10 protein-coding genes and 1 tRNA gene are annotated in these 16,661 nt (G+C 56.6%); 4 read left to right on the forward strand and 7 right to left on the reverse strand.

Going from position 1 to position 16,661, the window contains the following annotated elements; genetic code table 11:
- Positions 1–2,014 (reverse strand): ABC transporter ATP-binding protein (locus ACEQU8_RS10815; protein ID WP_370263537.1); only part of this gene is annotated, 2,014 nt, incomplete at its 3' end.
- Positions 2,015–2,174: 160 nt separating this feature from the next.
- Here ACEQU8_RS10815 and ACEQU8_RS10820 point away from each other — a divergent pair.
- From ACEQU8_RS10820 to ACEQU8_RS10835, 4 genes are read left to right on the forward strand one after another with little or no spacing between them, the layout of a single operon-like run.
- Positions 2,175–4,319 (forward strand): cyanophycin synthetase, encoded by a 2,145-nt coding sequence (locus ACEQU8_RS10820; protein ID WP_370263525.1) that lies wholly within the window; start codon positions 2,175–2,177, stop codon positions 4,317–4,319.
- A gap of 36 nt (positions 4,320–4,355) precedes the next feature.
- Positions 4,356–6,962: a cyanophycin synthetase gene (cphA, locus tag ACEQU8_RS10825; protein ID WP_370263526.1), complete on the forward strand. Its 2,607-nt coding sequence runs from the start codon at positions 4,356–4,358 to the stop codon at positions 6,960–6,962.
- 29 nt (positions 6,963–6,991) lie between these two features.
- Complete coding sequence (locus ACEQU8_RS10830) at positions 6,992–7,942, forward strand: diacylglycerol kinase family protein (protein WP_370263528.1); 951 nt, start codon at positions 6,992–6,994, stop codon at positions 7,940–7,942.
- Positions 7,926–11,126, forward strand: coding sequence for an L-glutamate gamma-semialdehyde dehydrogenase (locus ACEQU8_RS10835; RefSeq protein ID WP_370263530.1), 3,201 nt, complete (start codon positions 7,926–7,928; stop codon positions 11,124–11,126). The genes ACEQU8_RS10830 and ACEQU8_RS10835 overlap by 17 nt, the downstream gene beginning before the upstream one ends.
- A 21-nt stretch (positions 11,127–11,147) precedes the next feature.
- On the opposite strand, the gene ACEQU8_RS10840 is transcribed toward ACEQU8_RS10835, so the two are convergent.
- The 6 genes from ACEQU8_RS10840 to ACEQU8_RS10865 form a co-directional block, all read right to left on the reverse strand.
- Positions 11,148–11,238 (reverse strand) — tRNA-Ser (locus tag ACEQU8_RS10840).
- 92 nt (positions 11,239–11,330) lie between these two features.
- Complete coding sequence (locus tag ACEQU8_RS10845) at positions 11,331–12,587, reverse strand: aspartate kinase (RefSeq protein WP_370263531.1); 1,257 nt, start codon at positions 12,585–12,587, stop codon at positions 11,331–11,333.
- A 159-nt stretch (positions 12,588–12,746) separates the two neighbouring features.
- Positions 12,747–14,261, reverse strand: coding sequence for an amidophosphoribosyltransferase (purF, locus tag ACEQU8_RS10850; protein ID WP_370263532.1), 1,515 nt, complete (start codon positions 14,259–14,261; stop codon positions 12,747–12,749).
- Positions 14,262–14,270: 9 nt separating this feature from the next.
- A complete protein-coding gene (locus ACEQU8_RS10855) occupies positions 14,271–14,762 on the reverse strand; it encodes a CvpA family protein (protein ID WP_370263533.1) in 492 nt (163 codons plus the stop codon).
- Positions 14,759–15,532, reverse strand: a complete 774-nt coding sequence (locus ACEQU8_RS10860; protein ID WP_370263535.1) for an SPOR domain-containing protein — start codon at positions 15,530–15,532, stop codon at positions 14,759–14,761. The genes ACEQU8_RS10855 and ACEQU8_RS10860 overlap by 4 nt, the downstream gene beginning before the upstream one ends.
- 15 nt (positions 15,533–15,547) lie before the next feature.
- Positions 15,548–16,661: folylpolyglutamate synthase/dihydrofolate synthase family protein (locus ACEQU8_RS10865; protein ID WP_370263536.1), on the reverse strand; the 1,114-nt coding region annotated here is incomplete at its 5' end.

Below are 16,661 nucleotides of genomic sequence, written 5' to 3' on the forward strand. Positions count from 1 at the left end.
GTGCAATTGCAATGGTAGTTCGGCCCTTCACCAGGTTATCTAGCGCCTTTTGAATTTCCTTTTCAGTCTGTGAGTCCACCGAACTGGTGGCCTCGTCCAAAATCAAAATTTTTGGATCGATCAGCAAGGCACGCGCAATCGAGATGCGTTGACGCTCACCACCCGACAGGCTTTGCCCGCGCTCCCCCACCAAAGAGTCGTAACCCTGGGGCAAACGCAAAATAAACTCATGCGCATGGGCCAGCCGTGCCGCTTGAATGATCTCTGCCCGGGTGGCCTGGGGCTTGCCGTAAGCGATGTTCTCTGCAATGGTGCCAAAAAACAAAAACGGTTCTTGCAACACCAAGCCAATGTTGCGCCGGTAGCTGGCCATCTCGATTTGCCGAATGTCCACACCATCGGCATACACCGCACCCTCGGTCACATCGTAAAAGCGGCACAACACATTCACCAAGGTGCTTTTACCAGAACCACTGTGCCCCACCAAGCCAATCATCTCGCCCGGGTTGACCTTCAGGTTGACATGGTCCAGCACCAAACGGCTTCCGTAGCGAAAACACACATCACGCAGTTCAAGTTCGCCACGCAGCGCGTCAATTTTTACTGGGTTCTCGGCCTCTGGCACAGAGGACTTGTAGTCAAGAATATCGAAAATGCGTTTTGATCCCGCAGCAGCCTTTTGGGTAATTGACACGATTCGACTCATGGAATCGAGCCGCACATAAAAGCGGCTGATGTAGGCCAAAAACGCCGTCAGCGTACCCACGGTGATTTGGTCGTGCATGATCAACCAAATGCCAGCGCCCCAAATCACCAAAATACCCAGCTCAGTGAGCAGGCTCACCGTGGGCGCAAACAACGACCAGGTCCTGTTGATGCGGTCGTTCACCTCCAGGTTGCGGCGATTGGCTTTCTCGAATCGATCGGCCTCGCGCTTTTCTTGCGCAAAGGCTTTGACCACACGAATGCCTGGAATGGTGTCGGTCAGAATGTTGGTGATTTCACCCCACACGCGGTCTACTTTCTCAAAGCCCATGCGCAACTTTTCGCGTACCAAATGAATCATCCAGGCGATGATGGGCAGCGGAAGCAAGGTGAGCACTGCCAACTGAAAGTCGATGTTCATCAAGATGATGGCGGTCATCAAAATCATGATCACATCCGTGATGAAATCCAGCGCATGCAAGCTTAAAAACAGGTTGATGCGGTCGGTCTCGGCACTGACTCGGGCCACCAGGTCGCCGGTGCGCTTGGCACCAAAATAATCAAACGACAGGCTCATCAAATGCCGAAAGGTGGTTGTGCGCAGGTCCGAGCCTATGCGCTCACTCACCAAGGCCAGCAAATATGTACGCGCCCAAGACAAACCTGCAGCCGCAAAAGCAGACATCAACAACAAGCCCAAATAAAACATGGCCAAATCGGTGTTCATCGGCTGACCGTTTTGATAGGGAATCAACACCTCGTCCATCAATGGCATGGACAAATAAGGCGCCACCAGCGTGGCCCCGGTGCTCAGCAAAGTCAGGATCAAGCCTACAAAAAGCCGCCAGCGGTAGGGGTGCGCAAAGCGCCACAGACGCAGCAGCGCACGGGAGGACACCGGTTCTTCAAAAGCCAGGTCGGGCTCATCGTCACTGAGCAAAGCCGGCACCGCGTGCTGAATGCTGGCCTTGTGCAAAGTGCCCTGCTCGGCTTCGCGCACGGCTTGCTCCAGCATGCCAACAAACTCATCGAGTGCTTTGTGCAAGCTAAAGCTGGCAAAAAACCGAAACACCCCCAATGACTGGGAGCGCACCAGCACCGTTGAAAGACCCGCATGGTCTGAAAGCGATACCTGTTCGATGTCACTGAATGCAGCGCGAAACAGGGGCTTTTCAGACCCCCGCTCCAGCACCAACAACTCACGGGCATTGAATGCCATCAGGCAACGGGAAAACGCCAAGGAAGTGTTCATGTCAGAGACAAATATTGCCCGCACGGGCTCTTGCCCTCCCCACAGGCTATCCAACAGTTGAACTTCTTTTTCGGACGGCGAAAATCCAACGATTTTCAATGCGTATACCCCCTCGGTTCGCGAATTCGCAGATGTTACACCACTATTTATGGCGGCACGGAGTTAAGATTGACCGAATATTCATAACTCTCACGCCGTACCTGGGCTATACCAATCCATGACAGAAAAAAGACTCGTCGTTCTTCGCACCATGTGGCTGGACGGACCAAACATTTGGACCTATCGCAGTTGCATCGAAGCCTTGGTGGACATTCAAGCGCTGGAGCAATTTCCATCCAATTTGTTGCCGGGCTTCAACGAACGCCTGAATGCCACACTGCCCGGCTTGGCCGAGCACCGGTGCGGCGTGGGCGAGCCTGGTGGATTTTTGTTGCGGCTGCGGGAAGGCACTTATGCAGCGCACATCCTCGAGCACATTGTGATTGAATTGCACACCCTGGCCGGCCTGGATGCAGGGTTTGGCAAGGCCCGCATGACCAGCAAGGAAGGTGTGTACAAAATGGTGTTTCGCACCCCCGACCCCGTGGTAGGCATGGCCTGCCTAGAGGCAGGGGTGCGGCTGTTGCATGCCGCCATCGAGGACGGCGAGTTCGACCTCGAGGCAGAACTTAAAACCATCAAACACCACAGTGATATGCATGGCATTGGGCCCAGCACCCAGCATATTTTGGATGCAGCTTACGCCCGCCGAATTCCGATTGTCCGCCTAAACGACGGCAACTTGGTTCAACTCGGGCATGGTGCCAAACAGCAACGCATCTGGACTGCAGAAACATCCAGAACCTCTGCCATAGCCCAAGGCATCGCCGCTGACAAAGACCTGTGCAAAGATCTATTGGCGCAATGCGGCGTGCCGGTGCCCGAGGGTGCAATGGCCAACAGCCCTGAACACGCTTGGGAGTTGGCTCAGGACATTGGCCTGCCCGTGGTCGTTAAACCGGTGGATGGCAACTGGGGGCGTGGCGTGTCCATCGAGTTGTACAAAGAACAGGAGGTCAAAGACGCCTGGCCACTGGCCGAGAAAGAGAGTTACACCGGCGTCATTGTAGAAAAATTCATTCGCGGCTCTGAACACCGCGTGCTCGTGGTGAATTACCAAGTGGTCGCGGTATCCCGTGGCGAGGTGATCACACTGCAAGGCGACGGCCAATCCACCCTGCAGCAGTTGTGCGACTCCCAAGTAAACACCGACCCGCGCCGTGGGGATTCTGAAATCTACCCCCTGCGCCCCATCCGCATCAATCAAAACCCGGCGGCCCTGCTGCTGGTTCAACGTCAGGGTTTGAGTGCCGACAGTGTGATCCCCGCCGGGGAACAAGTGATCATTGAGCGCAACAGCAACGCCTCTGAGGACGTCACTGACCTGATTCACCCAGAAATCGCCCGTTTGTGTTGCATGGCAGCCCGTGTGGTGGGCTTGGATGTTGCCGGCATCGACCTCATCTGCGAACACATCGACCAAGCCCCCAAGGGTCAATCCATCGCTGTGGTGGAGGTTAACGCAGGGCCTGGGCTCATCATGCACATCAAACCCGCCAAGGGGCAGGCCCGAGATGTGGGCAAGCCCATTATCGACTCCTTGTTTCCCGGGCAAGAAAACGGCCGTATTCCGACCGTGTCCTACACAGGTGGTGCTGAGCTTGACGGTTTTGGTGAAACCCTGACCGCCATTTTGCAAGATCAGGGGCACAAGGTGGGTTTGGCCTGCGAGCAAGGCTTGTGGATGAATGGTCGCAAGGTGAAGTCTGGCGATTGCGCCAACTGGCAGGCAGGTCGCAACTGCCTGATCAACAAGGCCATTGACACGGTTGTGATGCAAGTCAAGCCCGAGGTAATCTTGTCTCAGGGGCTGCCTTTTGACCGATCCAGCCTGGCAGTCATCACGTCGGTTGGCTCGGTGGAGGGTCTTCAAGAATGGGACATTCTCACCAAAGACCAGCTCTTTAATGTGCTGCGCACAGTCATCGACCTGGTGTTGCCCAGCGGGCACGCCATCATCAACGCCGACGAGGTGGCCTTGCTGCCCATGGCCGAGCTGTGCGATGGCAAGGTGATCTGGATATCCCAAGACCCCACCAACCCCGTGGTTACAGAGCATGTCAAGGGCGGTGGCATGGCGGTTGTGCTCGACCAAGGGGAAATTCATTTCTTGGGCGAGCGCGCCAACAACCATGCACTGGCCCCGATTGCTCTTGGCAAAGCCACTGTGCAGGGCGTCACGCCCCTGGCACTGGCGGCGGCGGCCTGGGTGAGCGGTGTACCGCACGACCTGCTGCGCGCCGAAATACGCCTGCGCTACTGATGCAAACCCACGCAAACCAACATTGGCAAAAGAACCATGAACATTGAACGAATTCGCGCCCTTCGAGGCCCAAACCTGTGGAGCAAAAACACCAGCCTGGAAGCCCTGGTGTTTTGTGAAGAAAATGAACGCCTGTACGATCGTTTCAATGCCATTGAAATGCGCGTTCGCACCACCCTCCCCGGCATTGGCTCACTGCGCGCCACTGGGTTTGAGCAAAGCAATATCGCGTTGGCCCACATTTTGGGAAAAACAGCGTTGCGACTCCAAATTGAGGCGGGTTCACCGGTGACTTTCTCGCACGTCTCAGACAACATCACCACCGGGTATTTCAGGGTGGTGGTGCAATACGAAGAAGAGGAGCTCGCTCGCGCTGCCTTTGAAGAAGCCCACAAAATTATTTTGGCAGCCTTGGCTGGAGAGGACTTTAATACCAAAGCCGCGATTGACCGACTAAAAGAAATTTACGACGACTGCAAGCTCGGCCCCAGCACGGGCAGCATCGTCAATGCGGCCATTCGCCGGGGGATCCCCATTCGTCGCCTTACCCAGGGCAGCCTGGTTCAATTGGGCTGGGGCTCCAAAGCACGTCGCATTCAGGCGGCCGAAACTGACACCACCTGCGCCATTTCTGAAGAAATCGCGCAAGACAAAGACCTCACCAAAACCATCCTGGCCGCTGCCGGCATACCAACCCCGCAAGGCCGTTTGGTCAAAACTTTCGATGAAGCGGTGGCAGCATTTCGCGAACTAAAGGCGAGCACTGGCAAGGGCGTGGTGGTCAAGCCCAGCGATGGCAACCAAGGCAAGGGCGTTACGGTCAACATTGTGGACGAAGACCACCTGCAAGTGGCCTTCGACGCCGCCAAAAAATACGGCAGCGGTGTGCCAATCGTTGAAGAATTCATTCCTGGCCACGACTACCGCTTTTTGGTGGTGGGCGACAAACTGGTGGCCGCTGCTCGCCGCGAGCCCCCCTATGTGGTGGGCGACGGTACGCACACCATTGCGCAACTCATCGAGATCGAAAACCGCAACCCGCTGCGTGGCGAGGGCCACGGTAGTGCACTGACCAAATTGCGGCTGGACGAAATCGCAGTGGCTCGCATTAAAAAGCAAGGCTTTACGCCCGACTCCGTTCCGCAAAGCGGCATTCGCGTGGTGTTGCGAAACAACGCCAACCTCAGCACCGGCGGCACAGCCACCGACGTCACCGACAATGTGCACCCGGAAATGGCACAGATGGTCATCCAAGCGGCACAACAAATCGGCATCGAGGTGTGTGGTGTGGACGTGGTGTGCGAACGGGTGGATGAATCCCTTGAAGCCCAAGGCGGCGGCATTGTTGAGTTGAACGCCGCGCCAGGCCTGCGCATGCACCTGGAGCCCTCCATCGGAAAGGGTCGCGATGTGGGTGCAGCCATCATCGACCTCATGTTTGGAAAAAATGAGAACGGTCGCATCCCTGTGGTGGCGGTTACCGGCACCAATGGCAAAACCACCACAGTGCGACTGATCGAACACATTTTGCGTTACCACAACCTGCGAGTGGGCTACACCGGCACCGAAGGCGTGGTGGTCAACGGGCACCTCATCGACACGGGCGACTGCAGTGGTCCCAAGAGCGCCCAGAAAGTATTGATGCACCCCGAGACCGATGCAGCCGTGCTTGAATGTGCCCGTGGCGGCATGCTGCGTGAGGGCCTGGGCTTTGACATGTGCGATGTTGGCATTGTCACCAACATTGGCGAGGGCGACCATTTGGGCTTGAACTTCATCGACAGCGTTGAAGACCTCGCCTTGCTTAAAAGCGTGCTGATACAAAACGTGGCCCCGGGTGGTCTGGCTGTGCTAAACGCCGACGACAAACACACTGTGGCCATGGCCAAATTAACACCGGGCCGCGTGCTGTTTTTCACCAGCAACCCCGACAACCCGGTGGTGGCTGCCCACAAAGCCAAAGGCCAACCCGTGATTGTTCACGATGGCCGCATTGTGACCATCAGCTTTGACCAGGTTGAAAAAACCATCGACCTCACCGAAGTGCCACTAACCAACAATGGCTTGTTCACCTTTCAGGTGCAAAACGTGATGTGTGCTGTGGCAGCAGCATTGGGGGTTCAGGTGCCCTTCACCACCATTCGCGCAGCTCTGTCCAGTTTCCAGTCCACGCCCGACACGGTGCCAGGCCGCTTTAACTTTTTCCCGCACAAAGGTGGCTCCGTGATTGCCGACTACGGCCACAACCCCGATGCGGTGGCCACCTTGGTCAATACGCTGAAGAACATTCCGGCCACCAAACGCAGCATTGTGATCAGCGCCGCCGGCGACCGCCGAGACCAGGATATTGTTGAACAGGGGCGCCTGGTGGGTGGATTTTTTGACCACATTGTGCTGTACGAGGACGCTTGCCAGCGTGGCCGACCAGACGGTGAAACGCTCGCCCTATTGCAACAGGGCATTGCCATGGCGCAAACTGAGAACAAGCCCAGCGTGGTCGAGGTGCGTGGCGAATTCAAAGCCATCCAAATGGCCCTGGATGAAGTAAGCCATGGCAGCCTCTTATTGGTCTTGATCGACCAAGTGCAAGAAGCGCTGGACTATTTGAAAGCCAACACCACAGGGGACACAGCCACGCGCTAAGTCACCCATGCCCAAAGGAGTGTTTGCCAGTGATTGTAGTGGTGGCCAATCCCAACGCGGGTTACCTTAAACGCCGCACACAGGCCGACGGGGTCGACAAGCTGAGGCAAGTGCTGGGCTCTCACGGCCAATTGCTACTCACTCACAACACGGAAGCTTTGCTGGTAGAACTTCAAAGGCTCAACCCCCAAGACATCCGTGCCTTGGTGCCTTTTGGGGGCGATGGCACGGTATCGGCTGTGATTGGTGCAGCAGCGAAGGTGTGGGGTGAGCAGCACCTCCCCCCCCTATTTCTGGTTCATGCAGGCACCATGAACATGATTGCAGCCGATGTTCATCCCAAAACAGCCCCCATCGACGCCCTGCAATGGTTGATCGCCCACCGCGATCAGCTTGAACACCACCACACCACCCGCTACCCCATCAAAACCTCCACAGATCAATACGGCTTTGTGTTCGGCTTTGGTACCACCGTGAATTTTATGCATGCCTACTACCAACGCGGCAGTGGCCCGGTGGCAGCCCTGCGCCTGATTGGACGCATCGTGCTGGAAGTACTGGTCAACGGCCCCTTGATACGCGCTTTGTTTGCAACCGTGGCTGGGCGGGTTCGCTTCAATGGGCAAGCGGCGCAAGGCTTTATGTGGCAGGTGGCATTGGCCCTGAGCATTTTGCGTTTGCCATTGGGGGCCAAGGTGTCCACCAGTGGAGGCCCCAAAGCCAAAGCAGACCTCTGCCTCATCCACGGCTCGCCCAACAAGCTTGCCTTGGTGTTCAACTTGTGGCGAATATGGCGCGGTGGCTGGCCCGCCAGTCTGGGGGTCCCCAGGCAAACCCTGCATAGCGTGGAATTCGACTTCAATCAACCCACGGCCTGGCAACTCGACGGCGACATTCAGGCACCCATTGAAGGCCTGACCATCGCCGTGGCCCCAGCCATGCGCTTCATCAGCGCAGCGCCCCATGAGCAGCGCGCTTAAGGCGGTTCAAGAAGAATTCAACAACGCCTGGCTCATGCCAGAAACGGATTGTGTTCAACAATTGCTCAAGCGGCTGCCTCAAACACCACTGGGCCACCCTGACATTGAACACACGGCCATCACCTTGGCCACCGCAGCCCGCGCAAGGCACCACACCCACACCCACGAGCTGGTGCAAGACCTGTTACAAGAATACCAACTGAGCACCGACGAAGGCTTGGCCTTGATGTGCCTGGCCGAGGCCTTGCTGCGCATACCCGATGCCACCACCCGCAACGCCCTCATTGAAGATTGCCTTCAGCGTGGCGACTGGCAAGCCCATATGGGTCACAGTCATTCGTGGCTGGTCAATGTTGGCACACTTGGCTTGGCGCTTACACAGGGCCTGCAACGCCTGCACTGGCTGGGTGGCATGGTGCTGGTGCGCAAAGCCACCGAGGCCGCGATGACCAGGCTGGGCAAGCAATTTGTATTGGGGCAAAGCATTGAAGAGGCGCTGACCGAATCTACCAAAACCCGCGCCTTGGGCTACACCCACTCCTACGACATGCTTGGCGAAGCCGCAGTGACCTACACCGATGCAGAGCAATACTTTCAAGCTTATCTGCACGCCATCGAGGTGGTGGGTCAGCAGGCGCAGGGGAAGACGCTGCGCGAACGTCCTGGTGTGTCAATCAAACTGTCAGCGCTTCACCCAAGGTACGTGGAAGACCAAGGGCAGACCATGATGAATGAACTGCTTCCCAAGGTGATTGCCTTGGCCATGCGGGCCCAAGCCCACCATCTGCCCCTGCACATCGACGCCGAGGAAAGCGAGCGCCTGCAATTGTCCATGGATGTGGTCCAAGCCTTGTACCAGGCACCCAAACTACACACCTGGCAAGGTTTGGGCGTGGTGATTCAAGCCTACCAAAAGCGCGCGCTTTGCGTGGTGCAATGGGCTTGCCAGTTGGCAAGGCTGCACGGTAAAACAATCATGGTGCGCTTGGTCAAAGGGGCCTACTGGGATAGCGAAATTAAACGCGCCCAAGTGCTTGGCCTACCCGACTACCCGGTGTTCAGCCGCAAAGCCCACACCGACCTCAGCTATCTGGCATGTGCAAACGTACTGCTGCAAGCAGGCGATGCCGTCTACCCGCAATTTGCCACCCACAACGCCCACACCATTGCCTCGGTGCTGCAACTGGCCCAATCCCACGGGCGACAGCCACGGGATTTCGAATTCCAATGCCTTCACGGCATGGGCGAAAACCTGTACCACGGCCTGCTGGCACAACATGCTGGTCACTTGGACCAGCAACACGCCTGCCGCATTTACGCCCCCGTGGGGCCGCATCAGCACCTGCTGGCCTATTTGGTTCGGCGCCTTCTGGAAAACGGGGCAAACGCATCGTTTGTGAACCAGCTCAACAACCCTGCGGTGCCTGTTGAACAGTTAACCACCAGCCCACTCGAATTGCTGCACAAGGCTGGGCAGCCCCCGGGGAAGCCTCACCCGCAGATACCCATACCACCGCGCATATTGCTGCCCCAACGCTTGCGCGGCGTGGCGCCCAACATGGCCTGCCGCGCCACGCAAGCACAGTTCAATGCGGCCTTGCTTGCCCACACCCCAGCCCAATGGTCCCCCACCCCTCTCAATGATGTGGAACAGGCAGCACAACTGGCCCTGCAACACGCGCCAATGTGGGCCAGTCAACCCGCAGAAAAACGAGCACAGTGCTTGCGAGCTGCAGCAAGCGCGCTGCAATCACGCCTGTTCGAATTTGCGGCCTTGCTGGTTCACGAGGCCCACAAAACCCGAGCCAACGCCGTCGCAGAAGTGCAGGAAGCCATCGACTTTTTGTATTTTTATGCGGCGCAGCTTGAAGGTAATTTTTGCAACACCACCCACAAGCCCCTGGGCGTGGTGTTGTGCATCAGCCCTTGGAATTTTCCCCTGGCCATTTTCTTGGGTCAGGTCAGCGCGGCCCTTGCCGCTGGCAATGCGGTGCTGGCCAAACCAGCGGATCAAACCCCCCATGTGGCCATGAAAGCACTGGAAGTGTTGTGGAATGCCGGGGTACCCCGGCAGGTGTTACATGGGCTGCCAGGTCCAGGCCACTCCGTTGGAGCCGCGCTGGCAAACCACCCTGCCATCAGCGGCGTGCTGTTCACCGGGTCGGTACAAACCGCCGCCACCATCCATGCCAACATCAACAAACGACGAAGCCCACAAGGGCTGCCCATTCGCTGGGTGGCTGAAACAGGCGGGCAAAACGCCATGGTGGTTGACTCCTCGGCCCTGCTCGAACAAGTGGTACACGATGTGCTGCTGTCCGCCTTTGATAGCGCAGGCCAACGTTGCTCTGCATTGCGTATTTTGGTGGTGCAGCAAGACATTGCCCCAACGCTGCTGGACATGCTTGAGAAAGCCATGCGCACACTGCGGCTTGGGCCTGCCACTTTACAAAACACCGACATCGGCCCGGTGATTGACCCACAGGCCGCACAGCGCATACAACAGCACCTTCAGAACATGCGCCAGCGCGGTGCTCGCATTGATCAATGTGAACGCCACTTGCAACAAGCTGCCGCCATGCCACACACCGTGGCACCAGCCATCATTGAAATACACAGCCTGCACGGTTTGGAACAAGAAGTGTTTGGCCCCGTACTACACGTGTTGCCCAGCCCGTTGCAAGACATTGACCAACACCTGCTTCACATTCGCCAACTGGGCTTTGGGCTAACCTTTGGTGTTCACTCCCGCATTCAGCATCGCATCGATCATTGGGTGAAGCAAAGCAACGCCGGCAATATTTATGTGAACCGAAACATGGTGGGTGCCGTGGTGGGCGTGCAGCCTTTTGGGGGGCACGGCTTATCGGGCACTGGCCCCAAGGCGGGTGGGCCACAATACCTGTTGGCGCTGCTACAACAAGCACCTTCCGATGCGCTGAGCAAAGCGCTTCAAACCATGGGAGCGACCTTGTTGGAGGGTCAGAAAAGAACAACAGGGGCTCAGGTTTACTTATTGAAAGGCCCAACAGGCGAACAAAACCTGTACTGCATCAGCACACGGGACGATCAGCAACAGCCTTGCAATTGGCTTCACGAGCAAACCATTTGCACCAACACCGCTGCAGCAGGCGGCAATGCCTCACTGCTCGCGCTTTCAGAAACAGAAAACCCCGAATGCTAGAAGCGATTCGGGGTTTGCATTTGGCGGAGACGAGAAGATTCGAACTTCCGATACCCTTTTGGGGTATGCTCCCTTAGCAGGGGAGTGCCTTCGACCACTCGGCCACGTCTCCAGAAGGCCGCATTATACATGGTTTGCGCCAGCTTGTCGGCCCTGCACCCAATTTGCACCGCCTTTTAGCAATGCGCCTTGGGCCTGAAAGCCTTATGCAGCGGCTTTGTCCAGATCGAAAGCCTTGTGCAGTGCGCGCACAGCCAATTCCATGTATTTGTCATCAATCAGCACCGACACTTTGATTTCAGAGGTGGAGATCATTTGAATATTGATGCCCTCTTCCGACAAGGTTTTGAACATCAGGCTGGCCACACCCACATGCGAGCGCATGCCGATGCCAACGATAGACACCTTGCAAACATTGGTGTCACCCGCAACCTCACGCGCGCCCACGCTGCCTTGGATTTTGTTCTTCAACAATTCCATGGTTTTGTTGAACTCGTTGCGATGCACCGTGAATGTAAAATCGGTTGTGCCATCCACACCCTGGTTCTGAATGATCATGTCCACGTCAATGTTGGCATCGGCCACTTGACCCAGAATTTGATAGGCCACACCGGGCTTGTCGGGCACGCCGCGAATAGTCACCTTGGCTTCATCACGGTTGAAAGCGATACCGGAAACAACGGCTTGTTCCATGTGTTCATCTTCCTCAAAAGTAATCAACGTGCCAGACACTTTTTCTTCGTCCAGCGAAATCATGGGGTCGGTCAGGCTGGACAGCACACGCGTGGGCACACGGTATTTACCAGCAAATTCAACAGACCGAATTTGCAACACCTTCGACCCCAAAGAGGCCATTTCCAGCATTTCCTCAAAGCTCACCACGCGCATGCGGCGGGCCTCCGGAACCACACGGGGATCGGTCGTGTACACGCCATCCACGTCAGTGTAAATGAGACATTCGGCAGCACCCATGGCCGCAGCAATGGCCACGGCCGAGGTGTCTGAACCTCCGCGGCCCAAGGTGGTTTGATTGCCCAGTTCATCGATGCCCTGGAACCCCGTGATTATCACCACGCGGCCTGCAGCCAGGTCGGCCTTCACGCGCTTGTCATCAATGCTTTCAATGCGGGCCTTGGTGTGCGCACTGTCGGTTTTGATGGGCACTTGCCATCCCGAGTAACTGATGGCGTCAATTCCCTCAGCTTTCAAAGCCATGGCCAACAACGCCACAGAGGCCTGCTCGCCAGTGCAACACAACATGTCCAGCTCGCGGGGATCGGGTTCGGCCTGAATTTCCTTGGCCAGGCCAATCAGGCGGTTGGTTTCGCCAGACATGGCCGAAGGAACCACCACCATTTGATTGCCAGCGCGATGCCATTTGGCCACACGCTTGGCCACGTTTTTAATGCGTTCGGTGGACCCCATGGAGGTACCGCCGTACTTGTGAACAATCAGCGACATAGTCATTAACGCCTTGCGCAAACAAAAAGCGCGAACCATTTCGCGCTTTCTTTTCAATAGCTTGCCTATTTTACCTCAAGCACCCGAGCAAAAACGGGCGCTTGCAAAAATGCGACAATTCAAAATACATCAAAAGTCAAACCAGGGCCTGCCTCAGCTTCACTGATTGGCAGAGTAACCCAGGTTCATCTGCAAACCGCCAGACTCCACCACCTCGGGATGCTTGCGCATGTACTCCAAGCGGTCCAGATACTCGGCGGTGATATCGCCTGTGATGTAATGCCCGTCAAAACAACTGGCATCGAAAGTCTGGATCTTCGGATTCAAATCACGCACCGCCCGCTTCATGTCCTCGATGTCCTGGTAGAACAAAGCGTCCGCGCCGATTTCTTTGCAGATCTCTTCATCACTGCGACCCGATGCAATCAGTTCATCGCGTGTGGGCATGTCGATGCCATACACATTGGGGAAACGCACAGGAGGTGCTGCAGAGGCAAAAATCACCTTGCGCGCCCCGCTCTCGCGGGCCATTTGTACAATTTCACGGCTGGTCGTGCCTCGCACAATCGAGTCATCGACCAACAACACCGCTTTGCCCTTAAATTCGACCGAAATGGCATTGAGCTTTTGGCGCACACTTTTTTTGCGCACCGCCTGCCCCGGCATAATAAATGTGCGTCCAATGTAGCGGTTTTTAATAAACCCCTCGCGATAAGGCACGTTCAAGTGGTTGGCCAACTCAAGCGCTGCCGGACGGCTTGAATCGGGAATAGGCATGACCACATCAATGTCGGCGGCCAGCGGGCTTTTTCTGATTTGATCAGCCAGATACTCGCCCATTTTTACGCGGGCTTCGTACACAGAAATACCATCCATCACCGAGTCGGGACGAGCCAGGTACACATACTCAAAAATACAGGGATTCAAGGCAGATTTTTCTGCGCACTGCTGCTGAAACAACTGGCCTTCCACATCCACAAAAACCGCTTCGCCAGGCACCACATCGCGTACAAATTCAAAGCCCATGCCCGCCAGTGCCACCGACTCAGAAGCAAACATGTACTCGGTACCATGCTCGGTCTCGCATTTGCCCATCACCAGAGGGCGAATGCCATGGGGGTCACGAAACGCCAAAATACCATAGCCTGCAATTTGAGCCACGCAGGCATAAGCACCCCGCGCACGCGCATGAACACCAGCCACCGCACGGAAAATGGTGGCGGGGTCCAGGGAGTAACCGTGGGCATTGCTTTGCAACTCGTGAGCCAACACATTCAGCAACACCTCAGAATCAGAGTTGGTGTTGATGTGACGGCGGTCATTTTTAAACAGCTCTGCCTTCAAGCGCTCACTGTTGGTGAGGTTGCCATTGTGGGCCAAGGTAATGCCGTAAGGCGCATTCACATAAAACGGTTGCGCCTCTTCTGAACTGGCGGCCGAGCCAGCGGTTGGGTAACGCACATGGGCAATGCCCATGTTGCCAGGCAAAGAACGCATGTTGCGGGTGCGAAATACATCGCGCACCAGGCCATTGCCCTTGGACATTGAGAACGCATTGCCATGGGCAGTGGCGATGCCAGCCGCATCTTGCCCACGGTGCTGTAGCAGCAGCAAGCTGTCGTACAGGGTCTGGTTAACAGGAGAAAAACCGGCAATACCGACAATCCCGCACATTCAAAGCTCCTAGTAGCGAACCCATTTGGCCACCGTTTCGGGCAAGTGCGGCTTGATTTCTCGCATCGCATCCACCGCCAAAGGGGACAACATGGCATTGCGCCAAAACGGCTGTTCAGGCAGGGATGTAAAACCCGCACCCGTGACCAGCACCAACACAATAAAAATACCCCGGGCAAAGCCAAACATGCCGCCCAAACTGCGATCTGCAAAACTCAAGCCTGCCGCCGCAACAATTTTGCCCAGCAGGGAAATTAAAATGGCCCCCACCACCATGGCACCAAAAAACGCGGCTGCACAACCAATCAGCGCTTTCATGGCGGGGCTTAAAGACTCGGCCCAATCCATGTAAACCACCAACTCATGCCCGTAGCGGTTGGCCAACCAAAATGCAATCACAAGGTTAGCCAACGACAACACTTCTTTAACCATGCCGCGGAACAAGCCCAGAATCACCGACAGGCCCAGCACCGCGATGGCCACATAATCAAAGAGTGTCACTGCACCACTCTCCCGCTGCTGTACCCCGCTTGGGCCAGCTTCGCCTTGGTTTCATCGGCCTTGGCCTGCCCGCTCAAAGGGCCTACGCGCACTCGAAACACGGTGCCTGCACCTGTTTTTACGCTCTCCACTTTTGCAGCGAAGCCTTTCCCACCCAACTCTTTGGCCAGGGCATCAGCTCGGTTTTTGTCGCTCACTGCAGTCACCTGCACCCAAAACACTTCACCGGTCGCAAACTTGGCAATCGGATCGTCGGCAGCGGGCTTGGCTGGCTCAACCTTGGGCGCGTCAGCCTTGGTGGGTTCAGACTTCACCGCTTCAGGTTTGCTTGCCTCGGCCTTATTTGGCTCAGGCTTGGGCGCAACAGGCTTGGGCGCTTCGGTCTTTGCAGGTTCGGATTTTGGCGCCTCCGCCTTGGCAGACTCAGCCTTGGATTCGCCCGTTGGCACCGGTACTACCGGCGCACTGACCTGTGCCTGCTGCCCGGCTGGTACGTCCAGGTTCGGATTTTGAGGCGGCTGTTGAAGCGGTTGCTGGGGCACCTTGGCCAACTCCACAGGGGTGTCCGCGCTGGGGCGCGCTGGCACCACCAACTCAACATCGCTGGCGGTTTGGGTGGGTTCACTTTCAATGAGAGCAGGCACCACAATAATGGCGGCCAAAAACAAAGCGATTGAGCCAACAAGGCGCCTTCTCGACTTGCGCTTTAACTCATCAACCTGATCATTGTTGACTTTGTTCCTGGCAGTCGAACGCGAATTTGAACTCACCTGCACCCCTGTTGGTTAAGAAGGTCGTTTACGTAAATTGTCCTTGGCCTTTAACGCTTCTGCGACCGTAAGGAACGACCCAAAGACCAGAATTCTATCATTGGCCTGCACAGCCTTCGTGACGACGGCGTACGCTTGTTCCACACTTGCGTATGTCTGCACCGATTTTTCTGGTGGCTGCTTGGCAATTCCACCGCTGGCCAAGGCCGCTGCATTGGCTTGCCAATCAAACGGTGCATCGTTTACATCGGCCAGCTTCAATGCCTGCGCCAATTGCTCGGCACTGCGTCCACGCTCACCGGGCAGGGGCACCAAATGCCAATGGTCCACCCGGTCTTTCAAAGCATTCACCACCGCGGTGGCATCTTTGTCGGCAAGCATGCCAAAAATGCAATGGGTGTAAGGAAAAAAGCCCATGTTGTCCAGGCTTTCGCGCAGGTGGGCCGCCGCATGGGGGTTGTGGCCAACGTCAAGCACCACGGTGGGCTGCCCCGGCAGCACCTGAAAACGCCCGGGCCACTCCACCAGCAAAAACCCTTGTCGAATAGACTGCGCCGGGATTGGCAAGCGATCTTTCACGGCCTCCAAAGCAGCCAATACGCCAGCAGCATTGAGCAACTGATTGGCCCCACGCAAAGCGGGGTAAGCCAGGGCGCCACGCCGCATCGCTCGACCGCCGTACCCCCATTGCTGCTTGTCGCCACTGTAGTTGTAGTCGCGCCCAAAGAGCCACAGGTCTGCACCGATGGCTTGGGCATGATCCACCACACTGGTCGGTGGCGCGGGGTCGCTAACCACCGCGGGTTTACCGGGGCGGAAGATTCCGGCTTTTTCGCGGCCTATGCTTTCTCGGTCGGGGCCCAAAAAGGCCTGGTGATCGAGATCAATGCTGGTGCAAATGGCGCAATCTGTGTCGAACAAATTGACGGCATCCAGACGCCCACCCATGCCGACCTCCAGCACCACAGCGTCCAGGGGATGCTGGGCAAACACATGCGCCACGGCCAAAGTGGTGAACTCAAAGTATGTGAGCGACACAGCAGGCTCGCTGGCCCGCCGAGCTTGTTCCACTGCATGAAAAGCGCTCACCAACGCGGCTTCATCCACCTCCAGCCCATTGATTCGGGCA

It is taken from the genome of Limnobacter sp. (assembly GCF_964228395.1).
In the GTDB taxonomy this organism is placed as follows: Bacteria; Pseudomonadota; Gammaproteobacteria; order Burkholderiales; family Burkholderiaceae_B; genus Limnobacter.

What these genes read in the sequence shown, in the direction of transcription:
- cphA (WP_370263526.1), top strand. Translation starts at nt 4,356, where the DNA reads ATGAACATTGAACGAATTCGCGCCCTTCGAGGCCCAAACCTGTGGAGC.
- ACEQU8_RS10845 (WP_370263531.1), bottom strand. Translation starts at nt 12,587, where the DNA reads ATGTCGCTGATTGTTCACAAGTACGGCGGTACCTCCATGGGGTCCACC.
- ACEQU8_RS10835 (WP_370263530.1), top strand. Translation starts at nt 7,926, where the DNA reads ATGAGCAGCGCGCTTAAGGCGGTTCAAGAAGAATTCAACAACGCCTGG.
- purF (WP_370263532.1), bottom strand. Translation starts at nt 14,261, where the DNA reads ATGTGCGGGATTGTCGGTATTGCCGGTTTTTCTCCTGTTAACCAGACC.
- ACEQU8_RS10820 (WP_370263525.1), top strand. Translation starts at nt 2,175, where the DNA reads ATGACAGAAAAAAGACTCGTCGTTCTTCGCACCATGTGGCTGGACGGA.